Annotated in this window: 11 protein-coding genes; 6 read left to right on the top strand and 5 right to left on the bottom strand. The window is 36.2% G+C overall.

Annotation, left to right across the window (positions count from 1 at the left end; all coding sequences use genetic code 11):
- Positions 1-72: 72 nt before the first annotated feature.
- The gene (locus tag Q5N69_RS12635; protein WP_304369314.1) at positions 73-1050 is read right to left on the bottom strand and encodes a hypothetical protein; all 978 of its coding nucleotides are present in this window, start codon (positions 1048-1050) and stop codon (positions 73-75) included.
- Between the two features lie 363 nt (positions 1051-1413).
- Here Q5N69_RS12635 and Q5N69_RS12630 point away from each other — a divergent pair, with 363 nt between their 5' ends.
- From Q5N69_RS12630 to Q5N69_RS12615, 4 genes are all read left to right on the top strand, one after another.
- Positions 1414-2685 carry a hypothetical protein gene (locus Q5N69_RS12630; RefSeq protein ID WP_304369313.1) on the top strand — a complete coding sequence of 424 codons (1272 nt, stop codon included), beginning with the start codon at positions 1414-1416 and terminating at the stop codon, positions 2683-2685.
- Positions 2686-2901: 216 nt separating this feature from the next.
- Positions 2902-4590 carry a nitrilase-related carbon-nitrogen hydrolase gene (locus Q5N69_RS12625; RefSeq protein ID WP_304369312.1) on the top strand — a complete coding sequence of 563 codons (1689 nt, stop codon included), beginning with the start codon at positions 2902-2904 and terminating at the stop codon, positions 4588-4590.
- A 507-nt stretch (positions 4591-5097) separates the two neighbouring features.
- Positions 5098-7893 carry a TonB-dependent receptor gene (locus tag Q5N69_RS12620; RefSeq protein ID WP_304369311.1) on the top strand — a complete coding sequence of 932 codons (2796 nt, stop codon included), beginning with the start codon at positions 5098-5100 and terminating at the stop codon, positions 7891-7893.
- A gap of 80 nt (positions 7894-7973) precedes the next feature.
- Complete coding sequence (locus Q5N69_RS12615) at positions 7974-9308, top strand: metallophosphoesterase (protein WP_304369309.1); 1335 nt, start codon at positions 7974-7976, stop codon at positions 9306-9308.
- Positions 9309-9490: 182 nt separating this feature from the next.
- Here Q5N69_RS12615 and Q5N69_RS12610 read toward each other — a convergent pair whose 3' ends face one another.
- From Q5N69_RS12610 to Q5N69_RS12600, 3 genes are all read right to left on the bottom strand, one after another.
- Positions 9491-10126, bottom strand: coding sequence for a hypothetical protein (locus Q5N69_RS12610; protein ID WP_304369308.1), 636 nt, complete (start codon positions 10124-10126; stop codon positions 9491-9493).
- A gap of 455 nt (positions 10127-10581) precedes the next feature.
- Positions 10582-12135 carry a carotenoid oxygenase family protein gene (locus tag Q5N69_RS12605; protein WP_304369307.1) on the bottom strand — a complete coding sequence of 518 codons (1554 nt, stop codon included), beginning with the start codon at positions 12133-12135 and terminating at the stop codon, positions 10582-10584.
- 21 nt (positions 12136-12156) lie between these two features.
- A complete protein-coding gene (locus Q5N69_RS12600) occupies positions 12157-12624 on the bottom strand; it encodes a DUF2141 domain-containing protein (protein WP_304369306.1) in 468 nt (155 codons plus the stop codon).
- A 179-nt stretch (positions 12625-12803) separates the two neighbouring features.
- Here Q5N69_RS12600 and Q5N69_RS12595 point away from each other — a divergent pair, with 179 nt between their 5' ends.
- Positions 12804-13652 (top strand): LytTR family DNA-binding domain-containing protein, encoded by an 849-nt coding sequence (locus Q5N69_RS12595; RefSeq protein WP_304369305.1) that lies wholly within the window; start codon positions 12804-12806, stop codon positions 13650-13652.
- A 241-nt stretch (positions 13653-13893) separates the two neighbouring features.
- On the opposite strand, the gene Q5N69_RS12590 is transcribed toward Q5N69_RS12595, so the two are convergent.
- Complete coding sequence (locus Q5N69_RS12590) at positions 13894-14646, bottom strand: cupin domain-containing protein (RefSeq protein WP_304369303.1); 753 nt, start codon at positions 14644-14646, stop codon at positions 13894-13896.
- Between the two features lie 394 nt (positions 14647-15040).
- On the opposite strand from Q5N69_RS12590, the gene Q5N69_RS12585 reads away from it, so the two are divergent.
- On the top strand, positions 15041-16228 hold the full coding sequence (locus Q5N69_RS12585; protein ID WP_304369301.1) for an SMP-30/gluconolactonase/LRE family protein: 1188 nt from the start codon (positions 15041-15043) through the stop codon (positions 16226-16228).
- Positions 16229-16263: the final 35 nt, after the last annotated feature.

Raw genomic sequence — 16263 nt, 5'->3', positions numbered from 1 at the left:
AATGTTGAATTAATTAAAATAGAAAGGTGATAAAAGGCGAGAGGGGAACTCGCCTTACTTTAAGTTCAGAGATTAAATACCTAAGCCAGAACTAGCGTTAATCGCGTTGTCTACCGAGTTATCAACGGTTAAGGCTACCGCAGAATTAATTTGCTCAGAAACGTTGCTGGCAACACTTTGCTCAACAGTTTGAGCTATGCTGCTATTCACACTTTGCTCAGCCGAGTTATTGATTGTAGAGCTGATTGCAGAATCGAGTGAAGAGTCGACTGTCGAGGTAATAGTTGAAGAAATAGTAGAGCTAACAGTTTCTGTTACCGTATTACCAACTTCTGCATTGGTAATAGCTTCAGTGCTACTTAACAACTCTCCAGCAAGGTTCGCGTTTATTGTGTTATCAAGCACTTGCTCAACAATAACGCTAGTGTTTTGCTCAACACTCGATGATAAATTATTACCCAGCGCTAATGCTTGTTGTGAACTGTTCGTTACTGCAAGGTTTATTTGCTCAGTACCGCTTGATATCAAATCTTCGCCAGTTGAGATACCCGTTGTTACACCAGAAACAAGTGTTTCTTGAATCATAGTTTGGCTTTCACCTAACTTAGTTTGTAACTGATCACCTGTTTTAGTTAGCGTTTCTGTAAACAGTGCGGTGTCAACTGACATTGAAGATTCACTATTTGTTTCGCTGTCACTTTCAGTATCCGTACTTGCTGTTGTTGAGCCTTCTTCTTCACTTGTTTCTGAAGCGCTAGTGTTTGAAGAGTTAGTGCTTGAAGAGTCTGTGTTTGAAGCGACTGTTGCATCATTTTCTGTTTCTGCCGATTGTTCAGCTTGTACTGAAGTATCTTGCTCAGATGATGCACTTGCTGTTACCTGTGAGTTTGATGATGTATCTATACTCGCTTGTTGTGCTTGTTGCTCTGATTGATATTGGGCTTGAGCGTTAGTATTCGTAGAAAAAGCGATGTTTGCTTCTGTGTTGGCGAATGCTGATGTTGCTAATGCACATGAAATATATAAAGCCGTTTTAGTTAAGTTCATCATAATTATTTCCTTAAAGAGTATTTTTAGTAAGTTCACTAAGGTAACGATTGATGCAGGAGGTTTATTCCAAACTTTTTTAATTTTTTCTAACATGTTTGAAATTACAGCTTAGTTTTATGATTTATAAAGAATGTTTTTTATAAATTTTTTGGCTATTTCAATAAACAGAGCCTAAAGTATTGGATAGTTATAACACCACAATCGTTTAAAAATACTTCAGGCTTAGGTTAAAAACCTGATATTTCTGACTATTGATTGCAATGCTTTGATAAGAGCGTATCATGCGCGGTTTTCCGCGCTATTTCCGTTTTTATTCGTTAATAAATAATGGCAATATTCACAAATTAGAGTTTATAAAATTTAATGAAAAAACTGCTGTCTTTACCTGTAAATATGTCTTTGTCTGAAGCCGAAAATCAGATTTACCAAAACTTTCTTAAATATGTTCCACCGCTAAGTTTAAATTTAATGGCGGTTAAAGTTGAAAATAGACCAAATGACTTTTTAGGATGGTGTGGTGAGTTAATTCGCTTATGTCGTGAAGATCTAAACATGGATCTGATGGAAGATGAGCAGTTTGTCCCATTAAAAAAACTACAAGGTGTGCTTGAAACAGGTTTTACAACCAGCCAATTTAAAATGGCTCGCATAGCTCCGTGGCCGATATTTTTAGGTTTTATTGAAGAGCAAAACACCTTGCATGCTTTAGACGAACGTTTACGTTTACTAAATTATGTTGAAACGCTGCGTGAACAACCGTTAGCTGAATTACCTATTGAAGATCGCTTAGCTTTTGCTGGCAAACATACCAGTGATCATGACTACGGTGTGTATAACTTTGATGTTGAATGGTTTGCTAGTACAAAAGGTGCAAAGGTTTTTCATATATTACTTGAGCAATCACCTGAAAAATTTGATGGCGCATTAGCGCATATTCCATTAACGGGTGATGTAACTTACGACGACTACTTAAAATTTGTTGCCGACTATAAAGCTATATTTGCTGAATACACACCTGAAAAATCACAAAACAATACGCCACCTTTAGCTGCGGCAACACGCTTGTTAGCTATGCGTAGACCTGACCAATTTATTGCGTTAAATAACAATAAAATAGATATTATTTGTCAGGGGTTATCTATCGCCAAATTCAAGAACACTGATTTTTCGTCTTACTGGCACGATGCTATTGGTACGTTACGTACTTTTGCTTGGTGGAACCAGGCTGAACCTGAACTTGTTCAAGTTAGTGATACTGTTGAAGCAAGCGATATAGCTGAAGCGACTGAAGAAGAAAGCGTTGAAGTTGTTGTTCAGAACGAAAACCGTGAACATACTTTATGGAAAAACCGTGCAGTATTAATTGATTTGTTTCTATTTGCGGATGTCGATTTAGCGGAAAATTCTAATTATATTCGTGCACGAGACAAAGCTTTAAACAAAGCACCGACTAAATCTAAAGCTGCACCGAAAAGACGCGGTAAAGAAACCGCTGAAATGTTGGTAGACAAAGCACTTGCTGCTGAAGATCTTCCTGAGTACATTCAAGGCAAACGTGACACCTTGATTAATCAGGTTAAAGCAGGCAAAAGTGTAGAGCAAGCTATTGGCTTGATCCGCGCTATTTTTGGATAGTTTTTTCATCGACTATTACCTTTGTTATGTTGAATCATCACATAACAAAGGTGCCATGCTTTCCAGCCTTATAACCATCCAAAACTGAACAGATATTTTTATCGCGTTAAAATAAAAATCTCCGCTAACTCACTTTTTACTATTATAATCGACAAATAAAACACTCAGTTTTTAAACTCTTACTTTCAAATCACTTGTTGCACGGAAAAATAAATCATGCGAGTAGCCGTTACGCAGTTTGCCACGTCGTTAAATATTGAAGAAAATCTAGCAACTTGTCATCGAATCATCACTCAAGCAGCAAACTGTAAACCTGATGTTATTGTGTTGCCTGCCTTGTGTAATAAGCCACTAGTGAAACAACATCCTGAACAAGCACTCGTTGATGAAAATAACTTTATTCAAGCATTAGCTGAGCAAGCTAAGCAGCATGAGTGTTATTTAGTTGCTCACCTTAACTTAGAGCAAACTCATGCTAATCAGCCTAGTAAAACTGAATACGCGGGTACTTCTTGTTTATTTTCTCCGTTAGGAGAGTTTATTAGCCAAATCGCAAATGTTGTAACTACACCTCAAGCAAAGCTAGGTGTTTTAGCAAATGACGATATTCTAACGTTTGCAACCCCTCGAGATTTAGCTTTAGCTGGTGCCGATTTATTATGTTATTCCCATTGTTCATTTTCGTTAGATCAAAGCAACCTTTATGCACCGGCTAGAGCTTGTGAAAATAAAGTGTTTGTAGCCGTGGCTAATCAAATAGGTCCACTTTTTGATGACGCATTTAAAGCTGAATACGCTATCCCTGATGAAAATTTTATTGGCGTAGGGCAAAGCCAAATAATCTCACCAAACGGCAAAATACTGGCTAAGTTAGATCATAATGAAGAAGGTTTTACTTTTGCAGATATCCTTTTAAATACCGATCATCTAGAAGAGAGCAAAAGTAATAACAAGCTGCGCCCAGATGGTAGTGATATTTTTAAGCAACGTCGTCCAGAACTTTATCAACAGTCTATTTCTACTGGTTTGACTGATAATTCAGTAAGGTTCACTGAAGCTGAAAATAAAGTACCTGAAACTGTTAATGTTGCTTTATTTGCTACTTACAAAACCACTGAACAAGCCATTGAAGACGTATGTTTTTATATCGAAAACAACCTAAGTGATATTATTCAATTACCCGAATTGTTCTTTATTGAAGACAAAATCATTACGCATGATCCTATACAGTTAGCTGAACTTGAGGTGATAAGTCAGCAAATTATAGAACGTGTGAGTGTTGAACTAAGAGCGTATCAATACGTATGTACAAGCTTAATTATTGATGGTGCTCATCAAGGTGTGATTATTAGCGAGCAAGGTGTATATGCCACACAGCAGCAATTACATTTTTGTGAACGATATAAATGGACGCCATTAGGTGAACAATTAAACATAATAGATTTACCGTTAGAGCAGGGTAATATAACACTTTCAATATTAACAGCTGATGACGCCAACATACCTGAAATTGTAAATCTGGCGGCTTCAAATAAGGTGCAAGTATTGTTAGTGCCTTTTGATATTCAAGAACCGAGCGAAGTTGAATTTAGTTTATTGGCTAAAGCGGCTGAACACAGAATTTGTATTGTGGCGTCTAGTCGCGAGAAAGACTTTGCCTGTAAAGAAGTCGCCTCAGTTAATACTCAAAATCAGAGTGAAAACAAGAACCAAAACAAGAAGAAAATTAAGCCACAAAAATCGACAGGTTTTGTCGCAGATTTACTTAGTCGACAAGCATTAATTTCTCAGGTTAGTGCTCATATAAATTCGCGTAAATTTTCTGGTTATATTAATCAACCTTTGGTTAAACATCAGCATGGAAAAATCACTAAATCTCTAATTCATCCTGCATCTGCTTGCTAAAAATAGCAGGTAAAACTTCTTTCTTATTTTATTCATAAATTTATAACACAGGTTAAATTTATGAATAACTTCAATCTTTGATTTTAGTATTCAAACAACTTCTTTATTGTTAGTTCTCTTATAAGTTAATCAACTCGTTGGTTTGCACAATCTTTGTTATTTGAATAGTTAAAAGTTAAAAGGCTCAAGTTTGTTTTTCTCAATGGGGCTGTATTTTTATTATTATATTTCAATTGGTTAGGTTTTGTTTGTTTATCAATTCAATAAGGATGTATTTTGCATAATAGTTATTGTTCTTAAGGTTTTTCTGCTCCTAAAAAACATGCTCTTGTGTGATTCATTTTTAAAAAACATCTAAAAACAATTTATTACATTGTCTTAATCCTGAAATATTAATGTCATTTTTCTCGTTTATTGTAGCGCCATTAAAACAATAAATTGAATGCATATGTCTAAAAAGGCGCTAATGCATTTTTTATAAAAAACATAAAAATAATGAGAGAAAACATGAAAAAGCAGTCCTCACTAGGTAAGTTAACATTACTCAATACCGCTTTAATCAGTGCATTAGCTTTTACGTCGCTCGATTCACTAGCTGAAACCGATGTATCAGGTCGTATTACTGATTCAAGAAATAGCGTTTACTTTGAAGGCGCTCAAATCAAAATTGAAGAATTAAATTTAACTACGGTAAGTAAACGCGATGGTTCGTTCCATTTTGATAACTTACCAGAAGGTAAATACACTTTAGTTATTCGCTATCTTGGTGTACCTGAAGTACGTAAAACCTTAGTAGTGACTGCTAACGCTCAACAAACAAAAAATTATGTTATTGGTGCTGATAAAGACAGCATGGAAAACGTGATTGTTTACGGACAACGCGCAGGCCAAGCTGGCGCGTTAAACCAACAGAAAAACGCTAACCGTTTAGTTTCTGTGGTAAGTGCTGATTCTATTGGCCAATTACCTGATCAAAATGCGGCTGAAGCTTTACAGCGTTTACCGGGTTTATCTATTCAACGTGACCAAGGTGAAGGACGCTTTGTTGCGATTCGAGGTATCGATCCTAACTTAAACAACGTAACCATTAACGGTCTTAACGTTCCGTCACCTGAAGCGGGTGTACGAAGTGTGGCAATGGATGTAATTCCAAGTGAGCTAATCTCAAGTTTAGAAGTAAGTAAAAGTGTAACTTCAGACATGGACGCGAATGCTGTAGGTGGTTCAATCGAAGTGAAAAGCTTAAGTGCTTTTGACAGAGAAGGGCGCTCGTACAGCTTAAATGTTCAAGGCTCTTATAATGAGCAAGTTAGTGAAGCAAGCCCAAAAGTTTCAGGTAGCTTCTCAGATGTATTTGTTCTTGATGGTGGTAGCCAATTAGGTGTTGCTGGCGCATTGTCTTGGTTCAAACGTGAATTTGGTTCAGAAAATTCTGAAACTGATGGTGGCTGGAGCGAAATTGAAGCCGAAGATGCAGCAACAGGTGACGATGTAGAAATATTTGGTGCTGAAGAAATTGAACAGCGTTCATATAAAATTGAACGTGAAAGATTTGGTGCAGCGTTAAACATAGATTTACACGTAACACCAACAGATAAATATTACTTACGCAGCTTCTACAGTAAGTTTTCTGATGATGAATATCGCTTACGTAATCAATACAAATTTGATAAAGGCGCAGTTGATTTAACTACACAAACCGACACCTCTGCACAATATATTGATGCCGAAATGGAACGCGACACTAAAGACAGATACGAAAGCCAAGAAATACTTTCAGTTGTTGCCGGTGGCGAAAACCAAGTGGGTGACTTATTTATTGAATACCAATTAGGTTATTCAAAATCGACAGAAGAAGAGCCTGACCGTCTTGATATTACGTTCGCAGGCGAAGATTTTGCTTTAGGTTACTTAACTTCTGGTGAAGTACCTGTATTAACCCAATCAGCTGATGCACAAGATTTAGCGAACTTTGAATTAGATGAAGTGCTTTATGCAAACAACTTAACTGAAGACGAAGAAACTAGCTTTAAACTTGATATCACCAAAGATTTTGTTTGGAACAATTACAATGGTGCATTCAAGTTTGGTGGTAAATACCGCAGCCGTGAGAAATTTAACGATGTAAATGCGAGTATTTATGATGGTGGATTCGACGATGTAACAGCTGATGCATTTAGTACAGGTGAAGTTGATTACAGTTTAGGTAGCTTTGGCGAAGGTTTGTCGCGCTCTGGATTAGCTGATTATGTTCGTGCTAATGAAGCAAGCTTTGAGTTAAATTCATTAGAGTCTGACATTGAAAGCCAAGGTAACACATACCAGAGTAAAGAAGATGTTTTAGCTCTTTATGCCATGGTAACTTTAGAAGTTGATAAATGGTTAGTTGTGGCAGGTTTACGCTACGAAGATACACGTTTCGAAACATCAGGCAACAAAGTAGATCTTATCGCTGATGAAGTTACAGACACTGAAAGAGTTGATATTTCAACTTGGGAAGTTTCAAAAGACTACGATTACTTACTACCTAGCTTAAACATTAAATACAGTGCAAGCGACAAGTTACAAATGCGTTTTGCTTACACGCAAACTATTGCACGTCCTACTTTTGGTGATTCAGCCGCATTTCAGTTAATAGAAACTGAGACTAGTATTGATAATGGCATTATTGAAGTAGAGCGTAAAGCTGAAGTGGGTAACCCTGATTTAGACCCTTACGAATCACAAAACTTAGACTTCTCAGTTGAATACTACCCAGGTCATATCGGCGTATTATCAGCTGGCTTATTTTATAAAGATATCGACAACTTTATTATTGAAAGCGAAGTACAAGACAATGGTCAGTGGGATGGATTTGAAGAAGTTATTCAATCAGTAAATGGGGGCAGCGCTTCATTGACAGGTGTTGAGCTAGCTTGGAATAAAACCTTTGATTCTGGCTTACTATTAGGTGCTAACGCTACCTTGGTAGATGCTGACGATAACCTACCAAACCAGTCAGACACCATAGGTAATTTAATGATTGGTTTTGAAAACAATAGCTTTAGCACACGATTAAGTGCAAGTTATAAGAGCGAAACCTTCCAATCTGAAGTAAATGACATTGCCGTGTATGAAGGCGACCATACACAAATCGACTTCAGCAGTAAGTATCATTATTCAGACAATGTGCAATTTTACTTTAATGCAAGCAATCTTACCGACGAAGCACTATATTTATATCACGGTAATAAACAGTATAACTATCAGTACGAGCAATACGGTCGTACGTTTGAGTTAGGTGTATCTATCACATCATTCTAGATATAACTCATTTAAATTAAATACTTAAACCAAACGTACTGTAATAATTTTATTGCAGTACGTTTTTTCGGATAAATAATATGAAACATAATTTCACTTTATATACTTCAATTCTTATCGCTTGTGGTGCCATGGCTTGTAGCCAGTTAGCAGCTACAGAAAAACAAACAAACCAAGAAAGCACAGCTGATAATAAGTCGTCATGGGACAAGGCTGGAAATATCTCATTTCTGGCCTTTGGTGATGGTGGTTATCATCCCGACTACCCAAAAATTAAACATATTAAAAAGCCGAGAAATAAAGAGCAATTTATTGAAAAAGAACGTAAAGACTGGCTTGAAGACTATCGTCCAATTGAAGAGTTTGATCACGCACCTATCTACGTTTACCCAAATACAGAAACCGCAACAGAAGACACTGGCGCAGCTGCTGTAGGTTTGGCTATGGCTGAAGTTTGTAAATTGCGCACTTGTGAATTTGCTATTCAGCTTGGTGATAATATTTACCCTGATGGCGCTGACGCTAATGATGGTAAAGACGATCAAAAGCGTATGGACGATCTTATTTTAAAACCACTATTACCACTTTTAGCAGATAACAAAGACATGATGGTGTATTCAGCACTAGGAAATCATGACTGGAAATCATCTCGCAAAGGCGTGGCTTTACAAACCGAATGGATGAAAAACCAACCTAACTTTTACTTAGATGAAAAAGGTTACTATCAATACAAAGTAGGTGAGCAGGGTAACGATGTTGAGTTTTTTGTACTAGACACCAACATGTTGCTTTCAGCTCAACCAATTTACGAAGTACCTTTGAATCCTGACGGTAGTGAAATGGAGCTTGAACAAGCAAAACTACAAAAGAAAGGTGAGCTTGAATACGCAGAACCACACGAAAACCCAGTAAAAGGTGAAAACCTTACACAATTAGCATGGTTAAAACACGGCTTAGAAAACTCAACAGCTAAATGGAAAGTAGTATATGGCCATCATATTCTTTGGTCGATTGGCGGTACTAAATACAGCGAAGGTCATGTATTACGCAAACTCATTATGCCAACATTATGTGAAAATGCTGATGCCTACATTGCTGGCCACGAGCATGATTTAGAATTATTAACGGATGATTGCTCTAAATACGGCCATTCAGATAAACCACCACTACCATTAATTATAAGTGGTGCAGCATCTAAAATGCGTGGCAAGCATTCACCATTTGCTAGATTTCAAGAAAAGCATTACCCAGAGTACGATTTAGTTTGGTCTAAAAGCTTCGTTTGGGGATTTGCTCACATTACTTTAGATAACCAAGCAGACAGCTTAAATATTGATTACTTTACAACGCCAAGAGATCAATCAGGCAAAGCGATTAATGAAGGTAGCTTTAGTTTTAAAAAGCGAACTAACTAAGCTAACGACTTAAACTGAGTTCTGGTTAGTTAAGTGTTTAGGTATTTAGATATAAAAAAGGGTAATAACAGCGATGTTATTACCTTTTTTTTGACGAGTTAATTGGGAGTTTAACTGCACCTTATTTATTTTAGTGTGAGGTGTTGTCCACTAAAACGAGGGAGCTGTCCTGCTTGACTGACTTATAAGGATGTTACTGCGAATAGAATAAAAAACATAAAAAACATAGCTTGAAGTAACAACCATCCATTTTGTCGATAATATGATCTAAGGGTTTTTTTGGAGTTATACTCAGGATCGGATAATACTTTCTGTGTTTCTTTTTGTGCGTACCATTTTATATAAAACGGTGATAAATTAACAAACCTCTCAATTACTTTGTATATATCAAATTCGATATCAGTATCTAATTGATGGTCATCTATCATCTTTTGTATTGACGCTTCGCTTGATTCGAATGTATCTATTATTTCTTTTAGTTTATTTGCTGTGGCTTCAGTTACTTTGAGGTGAACAGAACAAGTTAATGCAAGTGATTTTTGTGCCAACCCACATAATATTGACGACACCAAAATGATTAAGAGTATTTTAATCTCGCTTATTTCGAAGAATTTTGGAGTTAATTTGTCAAGATTAGTAATTAATAAACCTGAAATAGCACCTGCCACACCAATTGCCCAGTTTGAGGTTTTATCGATATCAGAACTTGAAGATACAACAGAATCAACAAAGGCTCGCAGTGAGTCATTTTTGGCATTAAAGACGACAATATCTCGCCAATTCTCAACGGATTTTTTTAAGTTTTCTTGAGTGCCCAAACTTGATATTCCTATAACAGCTAATTATGGAGACTTCTCAGTAATATCAGTCCCATAACATTTATTTAATTAGTATCAATATCCCATATTTTCATAGATTTAGGAATAATAAAGTTTTAATTATCACTACAGCTTAGATATTACTGAGAAGTCTCAATAATATTCAATGTTAAATATAAATAAGTATTAAATATCAATTGGTTAAAGTTTTTTTGAGTGGTTATAGTTTATTAGTCAGACTTCTCAACAATATAAATCTACTATTTATTATAAAATATATTCTGAGCAGCTTACTTATAAACTTGGGATATGAACGGCAGAAATGATGGCTTTTGATCTAACCAAATGAGGTAGGAAAGAACTGGGAAGTAGCTCTTAAACCTACCATCTATCAATCCTAACTTAAAAACTTAATTAGGATCTGTTGATCATTAATCTACGCACTAATTTATGCATTAACTTGCTTTGAAACTGCCATGTAAACCTAGTGGAATATGGTAGGGTAACCATGCTCTACAAATAGGTCCTTCACTTAAACTGTCGGCTTTAAATATATTTAAACATGTTCGTTTACTCGGTATGTGTAACGCAGTACCTACTAAATAGCCTTCACCTTCTTTTGCGGTGTTGGAAACAATAATATGCTCTTCAGCTATAAAGTCTTCACCGTAAACAAACTTATCTTTTTCTCCGCTGTCGGTATCTAAGCAACAAACGGTATCACGCCAAAAGTTACTTTCTGTATGAGAAAGTGTATAAAGCTTTTTATTACGTTGTCCGACTAAATGATCATAAACTCGTGGAAACTCGCTATCGCCCTCAATACTCGATTTTGTGGTGCTACCATTTGTATGTAATGTGAAAAGGGCTGTATGCGGTGAGTTATCTAAATTTCGTAACTTACCCGACATTAGCTCAGACAGTTCATCCATCACATCAACATTGGTATTGATACTCGCATCAAAATGAATCGTACCATCAGTTTCTTCCCACGCATTACCAAAGTGAAAGGCGAAGCCAGCATCCAATTCAAATTGCTTTTTTAAGGTCAATGACTGTTTGTCGATGACTAATACTTGCATTGGTAAATTTTCATCGTATTTAAAGCTTTTAAATAAAGCTGTAGCGCTAGAATCATTTACAGAGTTTGCCGTTAATGAGGGTAATATAATTAAGATATGTTTATGAGTGATCAGAAAGTCATGCAGCATTTTTCCGCGATAGTGTGCGTTTATCATCCCAACATTTTTTACGATGCCTTTTGACGATAATTGGTACAAAGCAATATGGCCTGAAGGGCTTAAACCAAAATTCCAAATATCACCATTGGCTTCAATTTTAGGATGTGCTGAAAATGCTAATCCTTTAAGTTTGTCACCATATTGGCTATTTTCGCCTAAATTTACGCGACGTTTAGTGTCGAGTGTTTTAGCGTTCATAGCGGTTGCTGACCCAGACTCCCACAATGCCCAAATTTCATCATTAACAGGGATAACATTAATGTTAGCGGTGTTAACCGCATCAGCGAGTGAAACATTTCTACTGTTTTCTATTTGGCTTAGTGGACCTGAATACAAAAATTTATTTTTCTGCTGCTCTGCAATAAACTTTGTTGTTTGCACAAACTTACCTTGATGGGTAATGCTTTGTTCTGAAAAGGTGAAGCTATTGATCATGCCATCACCTTCAAATTGGTGTAAATAACGTTGATCGCCTCGCTCAAACTTAGCTGGGCCATTACGGTACAATACACCGCTGATATCGTTAGGCAGTTTTCCTTCGATAATCAGTTGTTGAGGTGGGAAGTTACCGGTAGTGTTTTGTAAACCTAATAATGTTGGGCTAGTTTTTATAGCGCTGCTAAATGCTTGTTTCGCATTGACTAGTAAATCAGCCTTACGCTGAGTACTTGAATTAACCAGCGTAGCGATAGGGTTACCCAGTACCAAGCTACTAGCACCAACTCCGGCTAAACCGGCAATATTTTTTAATAACTGACGACGTTGCATATGATTAATCCCTTAATTCGATTAGTAAACGATAGTAGAAGTGTTTGAAACGGTTTCAGTAGTGAGATAAAACTTTATTTGTTTGTACTTTACTGGGCCATAGTTTGCTTTGGCATTGTTCGAGTAGCCGTAACCTTCAGTTGGCATGCCGAAGAGGTTGGTTTCCATGCTGGCACTGTCATTTTCATCATGGTAATAACGAATAGCGTAATCGTTGTTTAGGTCGTTAGCATCTGCGCCGTCAGTAGCTAAGTCATCAACGTCTAAATCGTTAAACCGTATTGTTATTTGTCCTTGCTTAGCGACAGCAATGCTAGAAAGGTAAGCTTTATTACTTTGATAGTTTCCTTCACCTTTAAACAGTTGAACGTATATCTTCCCCTTGCTTGATTTAATTCCGTCAATGGTAAACTCTAAAGTTTTTGCCGATAGAAGCGGAGTTGTAAATAACATTGCAATAGAACAGATTGTTGTTAATGTTGAATTCATTTTATTTTCCTTTTTTATTTTATTAACATTTAGATAAGCATTTAGATAAGTATTTAAATAAATTGTTATCGTTGTTTCGATGATGAAAAAGGATAAAATGCTAAAAATAAAAAGAACATCAAGAGTTCGTGAAATAACACAAATTCTTCGTATAAATAACCAAAAAGGCCGATGTACCATTGACGAATCGTGAATTACCCATTGAAAATAAAGATAAAATAGTAAAGTGGGATATAAATAAGATTAAAGCTGATGCTATGTTAATTGTAATTATTGCTAGTATTTTAGCTTTGTTAACCCCTTTCGGTATGGATAATATTGGTTTGCTAAAGGGGTGGATCTTTTGGTTGTTACTTTGTTTTAGTGGCTACTTTATTTATTCTCCCATAATATATTTTGGCAATGACTTTTTGCAAAAACGACCCAATACTATTTTTTCTAAGTATTGGTGTCGTATTGTATTTTTAGCAACAATCGGCAGTGCCATCATGAGCTTCGTCGTGCCTTTTATTGTTATGATATTTTTTGATATTCCAGCGCCTTATTTATCTTTGGTACCACAGATGATGCTGAGAACTTTTATTATGGGAGGGCTGATTTCTTTCATTTACACGGTAAAAAACCATTTTCAATTACAAAAGCAACAATTGCAGCAACAACAAAAGCAGTTAATTGAGCAACAAAAAAGTCATATCGAAACAACAGATAAAAAATTCATAGAATTTATGCAGAAGTTGCCATTAGAAAAACGAGGGCAGTTACTTTGTTTAGAAATGGATGATCATTACCTGAAGGTGCATACCGATAAAGGTCATCACCTACTACTAATGCGCTTTAAAGATGCTTTAGCATTTTTAGAAGACTACCCTGGCGTACAAACACATCGGTCTTGGTGGGTCGCAAAAGAGGCGGTAGTAGGGGAAGAGAAAGAAGGGCGAAAACTATTGTTAAAATTAGTTAATCAACAGCTTGTGCCCGTATCACGTAGCTACTTAGTGCAAGTAAAAACGCTTGTTTCGCTACCTTAGATTTGTCTACTTAGCTATAACAACTGTCAGTAATTATTAACAACCCTGTTGAGGTGATTTAGCAATAAGTTGTTGTAAGGAAGCTTTGTTTATTCGTTGCCTTCGTTTGTTTTTAAGAAGGGATAAGTCTCATTGGTTTTTAATTGCCATTGAGAGTTAACAATAAATAAGGCAGTACTTGTTATACCATATTCTATTTTAAATTTACTTATGATAAAGCTACTCAGGTTTTATAAGTCCTTTAAGGCTGTTTTATTTGTGCAAAGTAAAGAGTTATATCGTCTGTTACCAACCACGAGCAGCGAGTGCCTTTTGGTATAAATAGAGCTTCGCCTGAACTTACTTTATGCTCAAGGCCCTCAGCCTCAGTACAAGTAAGGTTACCTTGTTTAATGATAATAAATTCATTATATGGGAAGGTGATGAAACCTGTGTCAAAGCCTTTGCTTTGCCATATACCTGATGTAAAACTTTGACTTGGATTTTGGTAAAGGACTTTTTTATTATGGCCATCAGACGTTGCTTGCCAAGGTACTGAGCTGTGCTCATTTATATAAACAAGACTTACTTGGCTTGAGTTTTCAGGCTCATTTTGTGGCTTATAAATGAGGTGGAGTTTACGTAAGTGATCGCTTTGATGCCATTGGTAATCGTAGCCTTTAGGTATAACAAAGCTTTCGCCCGCCATAACGGTGTCTATCATGCCTGTTTTATTGTTTTTTATTTCTGCAACACCTTCGATGATACTTATAAATTCATCAAAGGCATGAGGCACAGCAGACTCTATTTTGTTGGTAGCACCTGAGACATCAATGTAAAGTCCTATTGATTCATCTTCATAGTAGCGGTGTACATTCTTATGTGTGTGCTTATGAGCATCTTGATGATGTGGCTTTGATAAATATGAGTTGAATATACCTTCTTCAAGTTCATCAGAAATATCACCAAAATCTGCTGGAGTTAGACTTAGTTTGATTATCTTATTGTTTGGCATAACTTGTACTTAATAGTGTTATTAATAAATGCTGTAAATCTAGTGTTATGAATTAATATTCAGCTAGTTTATACAGGTTAAAAAATGCCTAATACTATTACATGAAGCTGTGGTTAAGCCTACTTCATAAAATATATACAAGGTTATTAAAGCTTATTGTAATACTAAACGTTAGCTTGTTGTGTAACTAACTTAATAAGGACGTTTTGATTTATATTTATCGCCTGCAGCATTGTTTGTTGAGGAAATTATAAAGTCATTAATCCTATCAATATTCAAAAACGGGTTGTTGTTATAAATACTTGAGTAATCGGCTTTTTAGTCTTTTATAATTTAAGCTATGATAACGATTAAGTTAATCGCTAATTTTATTAATACACGCTAAGGCTTTTTAATGTCATTTCATCAAGGTAAATCTAAAAAATTCACATTTATTACAGTATTGAGTACGAGTTTGTTTTTGGCATCTTGTACAAATAGTGTTATTGCAAATTCAGCTAGTTCAGCAAAGCCAGAGTCATTAGCGACTGCAAAATTGAATGAATTATATTGTCCTGCAGGTTCTGAAAGTGAACAGTTAGATTTAACCGATGTAAAGTTAACTCGTGTAGACAATATTCCATTAATGTACCAAGGGGCTAACAATATTGAAGGTCCGGTTTGGCACGATGGAGCTTTATATTACACCAATATGGGCACACACCAGCCTGACGAAAAAGGGGGTAAATTAACTAACCAAACTACTATTTGGCGCTGGGTTCCGGGTAGTAAAGCTGAAGTTTGGTTGGAAGATACTGTTGCGGGTACCAATGGCTTAGCGTTGAATAGCAAAGGCGAGTTAATTGCTACACGTCAGTTAGATGGTTCTATTTCCAAAATTGATTGGCAAACGAAACAGGTAACGCCAATTGTAAGTAGTTATCAAAACAAGCGCTTTAACTCACCAAATGATTTAACACTTGCTGCTGATGATACGATTTATTTTACTGATCCAAATTGGAATATTCCGTCGAATGTTGATTTAGCCACTGTGCAGGGAGGCGGAAATGCAGGCTCTACTGAAGAAGGGCAACGAGTTTATCGTGTTACAGCCGACGGTAAAGTAAATGCGACTGCGGTTACAGAACTTGTTCCAGCTTTGGCTGATAAACCCAATGGCATTATGTTGTCTTTTGATCAACAAAAGCTGATTGTTGGTGGTTTACAAGGTTTGTGGGTATTTGACTTAAACAAGGGTGAAGTGTCTCAACCTAAACAATTGTTAAACACTCCTATTGATGGGCTAGGTAAAGATTGTAGCGGCAATATTTATGTTACAACTACGCGAGAACTAGCTGACAGAAAAGATGGGCAAGTGGTGGTGATACTCGACAATAATCAAAAAGAAGTAGGTACATTAAACGTAGACGGTATTCATATTGTTACTAATATTGCTTTTGGTGGCAGTGATGGGAAAACGTTATTTGTTACAGGGCTTACAGCACCAATGGATGGAAATAAACTGCGTTTATGTGGTGAAGAAGTATGTTTACAAGCTGGAATTTACACAACGGAGCTAAATGTAAAAGGCTTTCCTTTTTAAAGTAAACTTCATTTACATAGAGATGAATAAAAAGG

Origin of the sequence: Pseudocolwellia sp. AS88, assembly GCF_030551755.1 — a bacterium.
Classification (GTDB): domain Bacteria; phylum Pseudomonadota; class Gammaproteobacteria; order Enterobacterales; family Alteromonadaceae; genus Pseudocolwellia.
This window is presented reverse-complemented; position numbering and strand designations above follow the sequence as displayed.